The sequence below is a fragment of the Pseudomonas sp. B21-023 genome (assembly GCF_024749165.1).
Taxonomy (GTDB): domain Bacteria; phylum Pseudomonadota; class Gammaproteobacteria; order Pseudomonadales; family Pseudomonadaceae; genus Aquipseudomonas.
Window position 1 is genome coordinate 666396 of the sequence record NZ_CP087190.1, and the last position, 12572, is coordinate 678967.

At 64.6% G+C, this 12572-nt stretch carries 12 protein-coding genes; 4 read left to right on the forward strand and 8 right to left on the reverse strand.

Going from position 1 to position 12572, the window contains the following annotated elements; all coding sequences use genetic code 11:
- Positions 1 to 50 precede the first annotated feature (50 nt).
- Positions 51 to 1058 carry an AI-2E family transporter gene (locus tag LOY42_RS03065; RefSeq protein WP_046854025.1) on the forward strand — a complete coding sequence of 336 codons (1008 nt, stop codon included), beginning with the start codon at positions 51 to 53 and terminating at the stop codon, positions 1056 to 1058.
- 123 nt (positions 1059 to 1181) lie between these two features.
- Here the strand turns inward: LOY42_RS03065 and LOY42_RS03070 are convergent, their stop codons facing one another.
- Positions 1182 to 2453, reverse strand: coding sequence for an Hsp70 family protein (locus LOY42_RS03070; protein ID WP_046854026.1), 1272 nt, complete (start codon positions 2451 to 2453; stop codon positions 1182 to 1184).
- Positions 2454 to 2615: 162 nt separating this feature from the next.
- On the opposite strand from LOY42_RS03070, the gene cbpA reads away from it, so the two are divergent.
- A complete protein-coding gene (gene cbpA, locus LOY42_RS03075; protein ID WP_102683965.1) occupies positions 2616 to 3575 on the forward strand; it encodes a curved DNA-binding protein in 960 nt (319 codons plus the stop codon).
- A 2-nt stretch (positions 3576 to 3577) separates the two neighbouring features.
- Positions 3578 to 3883 carry a chaperone modulator CbpM gene (locus LOY42_RS03080; RefSeq protein ID WP_023630087.1) on the forward strand — a complete coding sequence of 102 codons (306 nt, stop codon included), beginning with the start codon at positions 3578 to 3580 and terminating at the stop codon, positions 3881 to 3883.
- 33 nt (positions 3884 to 3916) lie between these two features.
- On the opposite strand, the gene LOY42_RS03085 is transcribed toward LOY42_RS03080, so the two are convergent.
- The 6 genes from LOY42_RS03085 to urtA form a co-directional block, all read right to left on the reverse strand.
- The gene (locus LOY42_RS03085) at positions 3917 to 4429 is read right to left on the reverse strand and encodes a GNAT family N-acetyltransferase (RefSeq protein ID WP_258599765.1); all 513 of its coding nucleotides are present in this window, start codon (positions 4427 to 4429) and stop codon (positions 3917 to 3919) included.
- Positions 4430 to 4460: 31 nt separating this feature from the next.
- Positions 4461 to 5159, reverse strand: coding sequence for an urea ABC transporter ATP-binding subunit UrtE (gene urtE, locus LOY42_RS03090; protein ID WP_102683967.1), 699 nt, complete (start codon positions 5157 to 5159; stop codon positions 4461 to 4463).
- Positions 5160 to 5304: 145 nt separating this feature from the next.
- Positions 5305 to 6162, reverse strand: a complete 858-nt coding sequence (gene urtD / locus LOY42_RS03095; protein WP_139673781.1) for an urea ABC transporter ATP-binding protein UrtD — start codon at positions 6160 to 6162, stop codon at positions 5305 to 5307.
- Entirely contained in the window at positions 6159 to 7238 is a 1080-nt protein-coding gene (gene urtC / locus LOY42_RS03100; protein ID WP_139673778.1) for an urea ABC transporter permease subunit UrtC, read from the reverse strand. Before urtC ends, urtD begins: the two co-directional genes overlap by 4 nt.
- The gene (gene urtB / locus LOY42_RS03105) at positions 7238 to 8725 is read right to left on the reverse strand and encodes an urea ABC transporter permease subunit UrtB (RefSeq protein ID WP_258599766.1); all 1488 of its coding nucleotides are present in this window, start codon (positions 8723 to 8725) and stop codon (positions 7238 to 7240) included. The genes urtC and urtB overlap by 1 nt, the downstream gene beginning before the upstream one ends.
- 140 nt (positions 8726 to 8865) lie before the next feature.
- Complete coding sequence (gene urtA / locus LOY42_RS03110) at positions 8866 to 10131, reverse strand: urea ABC transporter substrate-binding protein (RefSeq protein WP_016395201.1); 1266 nt, start codon at positions 10129 to 10131, stop codon at positions 8866 to 8868.
- Between the two features lie 508 nt (positions 10132 to 10639).
- Between urtA and LOY42_RS03115 the strand changes: the two genes are divergently transcribed.
- A complete protein-coding gene (locus tag LOY42_RS03115; protein ID WP_258599767.1) occupies positions 10640 to 10939 on the forward strand; it encodes a hypothetical protein in 300 nt (99 codons plus the stop codon).
- Positions 10940 to 11060: 121 nt separating this feature from the next.
- On the opposite strand, the gene cycA is transcribed toward LOY42_RS03115, so the two are convergent.
- The gene (gene cycA, locus LOY42_RS03120) at positions 11061 to 12476 is read right to left on the reverse strand and encodes a D-serine/D-alanine/glycine transporter (protein WP_139673766.1); all 1416 of its coding nucleotides are present in this window, start codon (positions 12474 to 12476) and stop codon (positions 11061 to 11063) included.
- Between the last annotated feature and the right edge of the window lie 96 nt (positions 12477 to 12572).

Consider the following 12572-nt stretch of genomic DNA (forward strand, 5'->3'; position numbering starts at 1 on the left):
GTGAAGGCTGGCAGACTGCGGGACTTTCCGCTGTCTGCCGTCGAGGCTGTATGACCTTCACCCCCCGCCAGGTCACCCTGGCCAGCTGGATCATCGTCATGGCCGGCCTGTTGCTGGCGCTGCCCCTGAAGCTGCTGCCGAGCCTGCTCGCCGGCCTGCTGGTGTTCGAGCTGGTCAACATGCTCACCCCCAGGCTGCAGCCGCTGATCGCCGGGCAGCGTGCGCGCTGGCTGGCGGTGGCGCTGCTCGGCACATTGGTGGTGAGCACGCTCACCCTGCTGATTGCCGGCGCCTTCAGTTTCCTCCTGCACGAGGCCGAGAACCCCGGCGCCTCGCTGGACAAGTTCATGGGCCTGGTCGAGCGTGCCCGTGGCCAGTTGCCGCCGTTCATCGAAGCCTACCTGCCGGCCAGCGCCGCCGAGTTCAAGGTGGCCATCGGCGAATGGATCAAGAGCCACCTGAGCGACCTGCAACTGGTCGGCAAGGGCATGGCGCACATGTTCGTGACCCTGTTGATCGGCATGATCCTCGGCGCCATCGTCGCCCTGCAGCGCATCCCCGACATTTCCCGGCGCAAGCCCCTGGCCGCGGCCTTGTTCGAGCGCCTGAGCCTGCTGGTGCAGGCGTTTCGCAACATCGTCTTCGCGCAGATCAAGATCTCGTTGCTCAACACCTTCTTCACCGGCATCTTCCTTGCCGTGGTGCTGCCGCTGTTCGGCGTGCACCTGCCGCTGACCAAGACCCTGATCGTGCTGACCTTCCTGCTCGGGCTGCTGCCGGTGATCGGCAACCTGATGTCCAACACCCTGATCACCATCGTCGGCCTGTCGCTGTCGATCTGGGTGGCGATGGCGGCGCTGGGGTACTTGATCGTTATCCACAAGGTCGAGTATTTCCTCAACGCGCGGATCGTCGGCGGCCAGATCAGTGCCAAGGCCTGGGAGCTGTTGCTGGCGATGCTGGTGTTCGAGGCGGCGTTCGGCCTGCCTGGGGTGGTGGCCGGGCCGATCTACTACGCCTACCTGAAGAGCGAGTTGAAGCGGGCTGAGTTGGTCTGAGTATCACCGGGGCCGCTTTGCGGCCCTTTCGCTGGCAAGCCAGCTCCCACAGGAGAGGTGCGTACCCAGCTTTTGTGGGAGCCGGCTTGCCGGCGAAAGGGCCGCAAAGCGGCCCCAAATCGATCAGAGCACGCCGTAGCGCTTGCGCGCCTCGATCGCCAGACCGCTGCCGATGCTGCCGAAGATATTGCCTTCCACATGCCGCGCATTGGGCAGCATCGCCGCCACGCTGTTGCGCAGCGCCGGAATGCCGCTGGAGCCGCCGGTGAAGAACACCGTGTCCACCTGGCTTTCGCTCACGCCCGCCTTGGCCAGCAGTTCACTCACGCTGCCGCGCACGCGCTCGAGCAAACCGTCAATTGCATCTTCGAACAGTGCCCGGGTCAGCTCGGCCGACAGCTGCGGCTCGATCCGGCCAAAGTCGATGCTCCGGCTGTCGCGCTCGGTCAGCTCGATCTTGCTGGCCTCCACCTCCATCGCCAGCCAGTGCCCGGCGCGCTGCTCGATCAGCTTGAACAGGCGGTCGATACCCAGGGTGTCCTCGATGTCGTAGCGCATGCTGCCCAGGGCCAGCTGCGACTTCTGCGCATACAGGGCGTTGATGGTGTGCCAGGTGGCCAGGTTGAGGTGGTAGCTGGTGGGCATCAGCGCGCCGCTTTTCATCCGGCTGCCATAGCCGAACAGCGGCATCACACCCTGCAGGCTCAGCTGCTTGTCGAAGTCGGTACCGCCGATGTGCACGCCGCCGGTGGCGAGGATGTCGTCCTGGCGCTCGGCCACCAGGTGGCGCTCGGGCGACAGGCGGATCAGGGTAAAGTCCGAGGTACCACCGCCGATATCCACAATCAGCACCAGCTCTTCACGGCTGATGCCCGACTCGTAGTCGAACGCCGCAGCGATCGGCTCGTACTGGAACGACACGTCCTTGAAGCCGATCTTGCGCGCAACTTCCGCCAGGGTATCCTCGGCCTCCTGGTCGGCGGCCGGGTCTTCGTCGACGAAAAATACCGGGCGGCCGAGCACCACCTGGTCGAATTCGCGGCCGGCATCGGCTTCGGCGCGCTTTTTCAGCTCGCCGATGAACATGCCCAGCAGGTCCTTGAACGGCAGGGCGCTGCCCAGCACGCTGGTGTCGTGCTTGATCAGCTTGGAGCCCAGCAGGCTCTTGAGCGAGCGCATCAGGCGGCCTTCGTAGCCTTCCAGGTACTCGTGCAGGGCCAGGCGGCCGTACACCGGGCGACGTTCCTCGATATTGAAGAAGACCACCGACGGCAGGGTGATCTTGCCGTCTTCCAGGGCGATCAGCGATTCGGCGCCAGGGCGGTGCCAGCCGACCGTGGAGTTGGAGGTACCGAAGTCGATGCCGAGGGCACGGGCCGGGGATACGTCAGACATGGAGAAATCTTCCGGAGGCAAAACGGCCGCGCAGTTTATGCCGTTCTGCGGCTAAATCAAGACCGGTCGTCTGCGATAGCGCAACCCCGGATGAGCCTTGAAAGGCTATGCTTGACCCCAATCTTCAGTAGCAATACGTACATTCACATCGGTGATCCATAGATGGACTTCAAAGACTATTACAAGATACTCGGCGTCGAGGCGAGCGCGGACGACAAGGCGATCAAGGCCGCGTACCGCAAGCTCGCGCGCAAGTATCACCCCGACGTCAGCAAGGAGCGTGACGCCGAGGACAAGTTCAAGGAGGCCAACGAGGCCTACGAAGTGCTTGGCGACAAGGACAAGCGCGCCGAGTACGACGAGATCCGCAAATACGGCGGCCAGCATGGCCGGCCGTTCCAGGCGCCGCCTGGCTGGGAGTCTCGCAGCGGTGGTGGCGGTGGTTTCGAAGGTGGCGATTTTTCCGATTTCTTCAGCTCGATCTTCGGCGCCCGGGGTGGCAACCCCTTCGGTGGCGGCGGTGGCCGGCAACAACGCAGTGCCGGCAGGCGAGGGCAGGACGTGGAACTGGAACTGGCGGTGTTCCTCGAGGAAACCCTGAACAAGGAATCCAAGCAGATCAGCTTCCAGGTGCCGCAGACCAACGCTGCCGGCCAGCGCACCGGGTTCACCACCAAGACCCTGAACGTGAAGATACCTGCCGGTGTGACCGACGGCGAGCGCATCCGCCTCAAGGGCCAGGGCGCGCCGGGCGTGGGCGGCGGGGCCAACGGCGATTTGTTCCTGACCATCCGCATGGCACCGCACCCGCTGTTCGATGTCGAAGGTCATGACCTGATCATTACCGTGCCGCTGGCACCGTGGGAGGCGGCGCTCGGCGCCAAGGTGGCCGTGCCGACTTTGACCGGCAAGATCAACCTGACCATCCGTCCCGACAGCCAGAGCGGCCAGCGCCTGCGGGTCAAGGGCATGGGCCTGTTGAACAAGCAGGGCGAGCGCGGCGACCTGTACGCCCAGCTGAAGGTAGTGATGCCTGCCCAATCCGATGACGCAGCGCGCGCATTGTGGACCCAGCTCTCCGAGAAAGCCGCGTTCAACCCGAGGACTCAATGGAGTAAGTGATCATGAGCAGCACCCTGATCGTTCAACTGGACATGCGTACCCTTTGCCAGGAAGCCGACCTCACGGCCGATTGCGTGATCGAGATCGTCGAGCACGGCATTGTTGAACCTTCGGGGCGAACGCCGGAGGAATGGGTGTTCGACGACCGCGCGCCGGTCACCCTCAAGCGTGCGGTGAAGCTGCATGATCAGCTGGAGCTGGAGTGGGAAGGGGTGGCCCTGGCGCTTGAGCTGCTGGAGGAGGTCCAGCAGTTGCGCAGCGAGAACCACATGCTGCGCCAACGGTTGGGCCGGTTTACCCAGATGTAAACGTTGTGGGGCCGCACGGCGGCCCCTCGGGCTTCACGGCTGTGCCCCAGGATCGAGCATCAATTGCATGAAGGTCAGGTCCAGCCACCGGCCGAACTTCACCCCTACCTGCGGCATCTGCCCGGTCACCACGAACCCCAACCGCTCGTGCAGGCGCACCGACGCGGCATTGCCGCTCTCGATGGCGGCGACCATCACATGCTTGCCACAGCCCCTGGCCCGTTCGACCAGCGCTTCCATCAGCACCGGGCCCAGACCTTTGCCGCGCTGGTCTGCACGGATGTACACCGAATGTTCGACCGTATGGCGGAAGCCCTCGAAGGGGCGCCAGTCGCCGAACGAGGCGTAACCCAGCACGCCGCTGTCATCCACCGCGACCAGGATTGGATAACCCTGCTGCGCGCGGGCCTCGAACCAGGCCAGGCGATTGGCCTGGTCCACCGGGGTTTCGTTCCAGATCGCCGTGGTGTTGGCCACGGCGTCGTTGTAGATGTCGAGGATGCCCGGCACGTCGTCGATCAGGGCGTCGCGGATCTGGTAACTCATGACAGCGTCTCGCAAGGGAAGTGGTTGCAGATTAAATGGTAACCAGGCCGCGCACACCTTCAGCCTGCATGTTTTCGCCGCGGCCGCGCTGGACGATCTCGCCGCGGGCCATGACCAGGTACTGGTCGGCCAGTTCCTCGGCGAAATCGTAGAACTGCTCCACCAGCAGGATGGCCATGTCGCCACGGTCGGCGAGCTTGCGGATCACCGCGCCGATCTCCTTGATCACCGACGGCTGGATACCTTCGGTGGGTTCGTCGAGGATCAGCAGGCGCGGGCGGCTGGCCAGGGCGCGGCCGATGGCCAACTGTTGCTGCTGGCCGCCAGAGAGGTCGCCGCCACGGCGTTGTTTCATCTGCTCCAGCACCGGGAACAGTTCGTAGATGAAGGCCGGCACATCCCGTGCCTCGCGGGCGGGGAAGCGCGACAGGCCCATCAGCAGGTTTTCCTCGACAGTCAGGCGCGGGAAAATCTCGCGGCCCTGGGGCACGTAGGCGATGCCGGCCTGGACCCGTTGCTGGGGCTTGAGCGTGGTGATCGGCTTGCCTTCCCATTCCACGTGGCCCTCGCGGGCTGGCAGCAGGCCCATCAGGCAGCGCAGCAGGGTGGTCTTGCCCACGCCGTTGCGGCCCAGCAGGCAGGTGACCTCGCCGACCTTGGCCTCGAAGGACAGGCCGCGCAGGATGTGGCTGCCGCCGTAGTACTGGTGCAGGGTGTCGATTTTCAGCATGTCATGTCCCTGTTGGTTTTTACCTCGCCTGCACCGGCCTCATCGCCGGCAAGCCGGCTCTCACAGGACAGCACAGCTTTCGAATCCTGTGGTTGTCCTGTGGGAGCCGGCTTGCCGGCGATGAGGCCGGTGCAGATAACGAAGATCAGCGGCCCAGATAAACCTCGACCACCCGCTCATCCTCCTGCACCTGCGCCAGCGACCCTTCGGCCAGCACACTCCCCTGATGCAGCACCGTCACATGGTCGGCAATGCTGCCGACGAAGCCCATGTCATGCTCCACCACCATCAGCGAATGCCTGCCCGCCAATGATCGGAACAGCTCGGCGGTGAATTCGGTCTCGGCATCGGTCATCCCCGCCACCGGCTCGTCGAGCAGCAATAGCCTCGGTTCCTGCACCAGCAGCATGCCGATCTCCAGGAACTGCTTCTGCCCGTGGGACAACAACCCCGCCTGGCGCTGGGCCAGGGGCAGCAGGCGCAGGGTGGCCAGCACCTCGTCGATGCGCTGGCGCTGCTCGCCGGACAACCGCGCCGCCAGAGTGGCCCACACCGACTTGTCGGCCTTGAGCGCCAGCTCCAGGTTCTCGAACACCGTCAGCGCCTCGAATACCGTGGGCTTCTGGAACTTGCGGCCGATGCCGGCCTGGGCGATCTGGCATTCGCTCATGCGGGTCAGGTCGAGGGTGTCGCCGAAAAACGCGGTACCTGTGTCGGGGCGGGTCTTGCCGGTGATCACGTCCATCATCGTGGTCTTGCCGGCGCCGTTGGGGCCGATGATGCAGCGCAGTTCACCGACGCCGATGTACAGGTTGAGGTCGTTGAGCGCCTTGAAGCCATCGAAGCTGACGCTGATGCCTTCCAGGCTCAACACCGTGCCGTGGCGGGTGTCCAGTCCGGCCTCGCGACGCCGGCCCAGGCCGATGGCTTCGCGACCGCTGCCGACCTGGTCGAAGATCGGTTCGAGCATGAATTCCGGATGCACCGGGGGCACGCTTCTCATGGCTGGCTCCTTTTCTTCACAAGGCCGACCACGCCCTTGGGCAGGTACAGGGTGACGAGGATGAACAGCGCGCCGAGGAAGAACAGCCAGAACTCGGGGAACGCCACGGTGAACCAGCTCTTCATGCCATTGACCAGGCCGGCACCGAGCAGCGGCCCGATCAACGTGCCGCGCCCGCCGAGTGCCACCCACACGGCGGCCTCGATGGAGTTGGTCGGTGACATCTCGCTGGGGTTGATGATGCCCACCTGCGGCACGTACAGCGCCCCGGCCAGGCCGCACAGCACGGCACTGAGCACCCACACCAGCAGCTTGAAGCCGCGCGGGTCGTAGCCGCAGAACATCAGCCGGTTCTCGGCGTCGCGCACGGCGGTGAGCAGGCGCCCGAACTTGCTCTGGGTCAGGCGCCAGCACAGGAACAGGCTGCCCAGCAGCAGGCTCACCGTGAGCAGGAACAGCACGGCCCGGGTGCCCTGGGCGGTGATGTCGAAACCGAGGATGGTGCGGAAATTGGTGAAGCCGTTGTTGCCGCCAAAGCCCGTTTCGTTGCGGAAGAACAGCAGCATCCCGGCAAAGGTCAGGGCCTGGGTCATGATCGAGAAGTACACGCCCTTGATCCGCGAGCGGAAGGCGAAGAAGCCGAACACCAGCGCCAGCAACCCCGGCGCCAGTACCACCAGGCACAGCGCCCAGGCGAAGTGCTGGGTGCCGGCCCAGTACCAGGGCAGCTCGCTCCACGACAGGAAGGTCATGAAGCCCGGCAGACCATCACCGGCCGCCTGGCGCATCAGGTACATGCCCATGGCATAGCCGCCAAGGGCAAAGAACAGGCCGTGGCCCAGCGACAGCAACCCGGCGTAGCCCCACACCAGGTCCAGGGCCAGGGCGACGATGGCGTAGCAAAGAATCTTGCCGACCAGGGTCAGGGTATAGGCCGAGACCTGCAAGGCGTGCCCGTCCGGCAGCAGCGACAGCAGCGGCAGGGCCAGCAGCACCAGGACGACAACGGCGCCGACGGCCAGCGACACCCGGGTGCCGGCCTTGCGCGTGGCAGTGACAATCAATGGCTGGTTCATTAGTCGATTACCCGTCCCTTGAGGGCGAACAGGCCTTGCGGGCGCTTCTGGATGAACAGAATGATCAGCGCAAGGATGAGGATCTTGCCCAGCACCGCCCCGATCTGCGGCTCCAGCAGTTTGTTGGCGATGCCCAGCCCGAAGGCCGCCCACAGGCTGCCGGCCAGCTGCCCGACACCGCCGAGCACCACCACCAGGAACGAGTCGATGATGTAGCTCTGGCCCAGGTCCGGGCCGACGTTGCCGACCTGGCTCAGGGCCACGCCGCCGAGCCCGGCGATGCCCGAGCCGAGGCCGAAGGCGAGCATGTCCACGCGCCCGGTGGACACCCCGCAACAGGCCGCCATGTTGCGGTTCTGGGTGACAGCCCGCACGTTCAGGCCCAGCCGTGTGCGGTTGAGCAGCAGCCAGGTGAGCAGCACCACGGCGAGGGCGAAGCCGATGATCACCAGGCGGTTGTACGGCAGCACCAGGTTGGGCAGCACCTGGACGCCGCCCGACAGCCAGGCCGGGTTGCTTACCTCGACGTTCTGCGCGCCGAAGAGCAGGCGCACGGCCTGGATCAGGATCAGGCTGATGCCCCAGGTGGCCAACAGGGTTTCCAACGGGCGGCCATACAGGTGGCGGATCACCGTGCGCTCCAGGGCCATGCCGACCCCTGCGCTGACGGCGAATGCTACCGGCAGGGCGATCAACGGGTAGAACTCGATGGCACTCGGAGCGTAGCGCTGCAGCAGCACCTGGACCATGTAAGTGCTGTAGGCGCCGAGCATCAGCATCTCGCCGTGAGCCATGTTGATCACCCCGAGCAGGCCGAAGGTGATCGCCAGGCCCAGCGCGGCCAGCAGCAGGATCGAACCCAGCGACAGGCCACTGAAGGCCTGGCCGAGCAGCTCGCCAACCAGCAGCTTGCGCTGCACCTGGGCCAGGCTGGTTTCGGCGGCGGTGCGCACGGCGGCGTCGGTTTCGGCGTTGGGTTGCAACAGCGCTTCGAGGCGGGTGCGGGCCAGCGGGTCACCGGTTTCGCCGAGCAGGCGCACGGCGGCCAGGCGTACCGCGGGCTCGCTAGCGCCCAGTTGCAGGTTGGCCAGGGCCAGGCCGAGGGCGGCATGCACGGCGGCGTCGGGTTCGCTGGCGAAGCGCCGGTCGAGGAAGGCCATTTGCGCGGGTTGTGCGCTTTTTTGCAGTTGCTGGGCGGCGGCTAGGCGTACGTTGGTCTGGTCGCTGAGTAACTGATGGCTGGCCAGGGCGTTGTCGATCAGGCCGCGCAGGCGGTTGTTCAGGCGCAGTTTGCGCGTGTCGTTTTCGGCGATGCGGCCCTGGCGCAGGTTGTCCAGTAGCGGCAGGCGTGCGGCGTCGGGTTGCGCGGCCCAGGTTTCGAGCAGGCGCGCCTGTTCGGCGGGCTTGGCGCTGAGGAAGAATTCGCCTTCGCTGGCTTGGGTGGCCAGGGGCAGTAGCAGTAGAAAGGTGAGCAGGAATCTGAACATGCGGGCAGTCCTGAAAAATCGGCGGTGGATTCATCGCCGGCAAGCCGGCTCCCACAGGTCCAACAAAGAACTCGGAAGCTGTGCTGTACCTGTGGGAGCTGGCTTGCCAGCGATAGGGCTGCGCAGCAGCCCCAGTGCACTCAGTTACCCTTCACCGCATAATCCGGCCGCTTGTCATTCCCCGGAATGAACGGGCTCCAAGGCTGCGCCCGCAGCGGCTGCTCGGTTTCCCACACCACACTGAACTGCCCGTCATCCTGGATCTCGCCGATCATCACCGGCTTGTGCAGGTGGTGGTTGGTCTTGTCCATGGTCAGGGTGAAGCCCGACGGTGCCTTGAAACTCTGCCCGGCCAGTGCTTCACGCACCTTGTCGACGTCGGTGGACTTGGCTTTCTCGGCGGCCTGCGCCCACATGTGGATGCCCACGTAGGTGGCTTCCATCGGGTCGTTGGTCACCGCCTTGTCAGCGCCTGGCAGGCCCTTGGCCTTGGCGTAGGCCTTCCAGTCGGCGACGAACTTCTGGTTCACCGGGTTATCCACCGACTCGAAGTAGTTCCACGCGGCCAGGTGCCCCACCAACGGTTTGGTGTCGATGCCGCGCAGCTCTTCTTCGCCCACCGAGAACGCCACCACCGGTACGTCGGTGGCCTTCAGGCCCTGGTTGGCCAGTTCTTTGTAGAACGGTACGTTGGAGTCGCCGTTGACCGTGGAAATCACTGCCGTCTTGCCGCCGGCGGAGAACTTCTTGATGTTGGCAACGATGGTCTGGTAATCGGCGTGGCCGAACGGCGTGTACACCTCTTCGATGTCCTTGTCGGCCACGCCTTTGCTGTGCAGGAAAGCGCGCAGGATCTTGTTGGTGGTGCGCGGGTAGACGTAGTCGGTGCCCAGCAGGAAGAAGCGCTTGGCGCTGCCGCCGTCTTCGCTCATCAGGTATTCCACCGCCGGAATCGCCTGCTGGTTGGGCGCGGCGCCGGTGTAGAACACGTTCGGCGACATCTCTTCACCCTCGTACTGCACCGGGTAGAACAGCAGGCCGTTGAGCTCTTCGAACACTGGCAGCACCGACTTGCGCGACACCGAGGTCCAGCAGCCGAACACCACCGCGACCTTGTCCTGGGTCAGCAGCTGGCGGCTCTTTTCAGCGAACAGCGGCCAGTTGGACGCCGGGTCGACCACCACCGGTTCGAGCATCTTGCCGTTCACGCCACCCTTGGCGTTGATCTCGTCGATGGTCATCAGCGCCATGTCCTTGAGCGAGGTCTCGGAAATGGCCATGGTCCCGGACAGCGAATGCAGGATGCCGACCTTGATGGTCTCGGCGGCCTGGATGCTCCAGCTCAGGCCCATCGCGGCGATCGATGCGCTGAGGGTAAAGGCCTTGATCAGACTGCGTCGCTTCATGTGCTCACTCCGATGTGATGGTGGGGGTTGGCCAGGTCGGAGATTGCAAAGGCTGTGCCGAGCGATGGAGGGTGCGCGATAGAGCGGTTGTGCGACGAATCGGGGCGTGGGGTGGGGCCAGGATGGTGCTTGCTGCACAGGCCTGCACAGGATTGGGGCCGGGGGCGATGAACACTTTTGACACATAAGCGGTACTTGAGTACCGTGCCGCACCGCAGTAGTTTCTGCGGTTCGGGATTGGCGTCCCGGATACAGAGAGCGGGCACTTTCAACAGTGTCCTGCATGGCTGCACCCGTTATGGGCGGAGCCGTGTGTGGGAGCCTTCGGGCTCACCGGCTCTCTCTGTCCGGCACGCCAACCCGCACGGCTCCGTCCACCCATATTGGCGTGTGGGTGCGGAGCGTCATTACGGAGAGCCGCAAGGAGATGCACCATGCTCAAGAAGATCGTTCCAGATCCACCGTTCGCATTTATCGAGATCGCCACCTTTCATCGAGAGGTGCAGCCATGAACCTGGAATCGCTGGTCAACCTCACCCCGCGCAAATCACGTCCGGTCACCGCCAGTTCCCACTTTGGCACCTGCAATCACGCCCACGCGCCGATGCTCTCGGTACAGGCCGGGGTCGATAGCGAGGATGCGCTGGTGTGCGCCGTGGCGGCGTTGAAGGCGGCCTATGAGACCAATGCCGCGGCATTGGAGAAGGCCGCAGATCCGTTGCGCAGTTTGCTGACGGCAACGGAGAATTCGCTGGAGAAGGGGTTGGCGTTGGCTGAGGCTGTGCTTGAAGGGTTGGAGCACGGCTGACAATCGCCGGGGCCGCTGTGCGGCCCAATCGCCGGCAAGCCGGCTCCCACAGGTACTGCGCAATCCTGACCCTGTGGGAGCTGGCTTGCCAGCGAAAGGGCTGCGCAGCAGCCCCCTGCGATCAGCGGCTCGACGCGCCTCTCACCGCATTGCGCGGCTGACGCCTGCTGCGCACAAACTGATAGGTCACCGCCAGGATCACAAACCAGATCGGCGTCACCACCAGCGCCGAGCGCGTATCGGCCTCCAGGCTCAGCAGCACCAGGATGCCGGCGAAGAACACCAGGCACACGTAGCACATGAAGCGCCCGCCGGGCATCTTGTAGGTGGATTGTTCATGCAACGCCGCACGTTGCTTGCGGTAGCTCAGGTACGACAGCAGGATCAGCGTCCAGACGAACATGAACAACACCGCCGACACCGTCGTCACCAGGGTGAAGGCTTCGATCACATTGGGTACCAGGTAGATCAGCACCGCGCCCAGCAGCAGGCAGGTGCAGGAGAAGTACAGGCCGTTGGCCGGCACCGCGCGGCGCGAGAGTTTCTCGAACGCCCTGGGCGCATCGCCTTCCTGGGCCAGGCCGAACAGCATGCGGCTGGTGGAGAACACGCCGCTGTTGGCCGACGAGGCGGCCGAGGTCAGTACCACGAAGTTGATGATGCTCGCCGCCGCCGGCAGGCCGGCCAGCACGAACAGCTCGACGAACGGGCTCTTGCCCGGCACCACGTCGCGCCATGGGGTCACGGCCATGATGGCGATCAGCGCCAGCACGTAGAACACGATGATGCGGATCGGGATCGAGTTGATCGCCCGTGGCAGGGTGCGCTCGGGGTTCTTCGCTTCGGCGGCGGTGGTGCCCACCAGTTCGATACCGACGAAGGCGAACACGGCGATCTGGAAGCCGGCGAAGAAGCCCAGCAGGCCGTTGGGGAACATGCCGCCGTCATTCCACAGGTTGGTCAGGGTGGCGGTGTGCCCGCTCGGCGACTGGAAACCGGTGATGACCATGTACAGGCCGGTGGCGACCAGGCCCATGATGGCGATGATCTTGATCAGGGCGAACCAGAATTCCATCTCGCCGAACATCTTCACCGTGACCAGGTTCAGCGACAGCAGCAGGGCCACGCAGCTCAGCGCCGGTATCCACTGCGGCAGGTCGGGGAACCAGAATTGGGTGTAGGCGGCGATCGCCACCACGTCGGCGATGCCGGTGACCACCCAGCAAAACCAGTAGGTCCAGCCGGTGAAGTAGCCGGCCCAGGGGCCGAGCAGGTCGGCGGAGAAATCGATGAACGACTTGTAGTTGAGGTTCGACAGCAGCAGCTCGCCCATGGCGCGCATGACGAAGAACAGCATGAAGCCGATGATCATGTAGACGAAGATGATCGACGGGCCGGCCAGGCTGATGGTTTTGCCCGATCCCATGAACAGGCCGGTGCCGATGGCGCCGCCAATGGCGATGAGCTGGATGTGGCGGTTGGTCAGGTTGCGTTGCAGGTGCTGCTCTTCGGAGGGTGTCTGGGAGGTCCGGGTCATAGGCTGCATTCCATTGAGGGTCAGTCTTTTTGTGAGCGAAAGCCGAGTAGGCTATCACGTCGCGTTCCAATCGCGGGTGTGGCAGATCGGCACGAT

Excerpts from the sequence above, each read along its gene's own strand:
- cycA (WP_139673766.1), bottom strand. The coding sequence starts at position 12,476 with ATGACCCGGACCTCCCAGACACCCTCCGAAGAGCAGCACCTGCAACGC.
- LOY42_RS03115 (WP_258599767.1), top strand. The coding sequence starts at position 10,640 with ATGAACCTGGAATCGCTGGTCAACCTCACCCCGCGCAAATCACGTCCG.
- LOY42_RS03085 (WP_258599765.1), bottom strand. The coding sequence starts at position 4,429 with ATGAGTTACCAGATCCGCGACGCCCTGATCGACGACGTGCCGGGCATC.
- urtE (WP_102683967.1), bottom strand. The coding sequence starts at position 5,159 with ATGCTGAAAATCGACACCCTGCACCAGTACTACGGCGGCAGCCACATC.
- LOY42_RS03065 (WP_046854025.1), top strand. The coding sequence starts at position 51 with ATGACCTTCACCCCCCGCCAGGTCACCCTGGCCAGCTGGATCATCGTC.
- cbpA (WP_102683965.1), top strand. The coding sequence starts at position 2,616 with ATGGACTTCAAAGACTATTACAAGATACTCGGCGTCGAGGCGAGCGCG.
- LOY42_RS03080 (WP_023630087.1), top strand. The coding sequence starts at position 3,578 with ATGAGCAGCACCCTGATCGTTCAACTGGACATGCGTACCCTTTGCCAG.
- urtA (WP_016395201.1), bottom strand. The coding sequence starts at position 10,131 with ATGAAGCGACGCAGTCTGATCAAGGCCTTTACCCTCAGCGCATCGATC.
- urtB (WP_258599766.1), bottom strand. The coding sequence starts at position 8,725 with ATGTTCAGATTCCTGCTCACCTTTCTACTGCTACTGCCCCTGGCCACC.
- LOY42_RS03070 (WP_046854026.1), bottom strand. The coding sequence starts at position 2,453 with ATGTCTGACGTATCCCCGGCCCGTGCCCTCGGCATCGACTTCGGTACC.
- urtC (WP_139673778.1), bottom strand. The coding sequence starts at position 7,238 with ATGAACCAGCCATTGATTGTCACTGCCACGCGCAAGGCCGGCACCCGG.
- urtD (WP_139673781.1), bottom strand. The coding sequence starts at position 6,162 with ATGAGAAGCGTGCCCCCGGTGCATCCGGAATTCATGCTCGAACCGATC.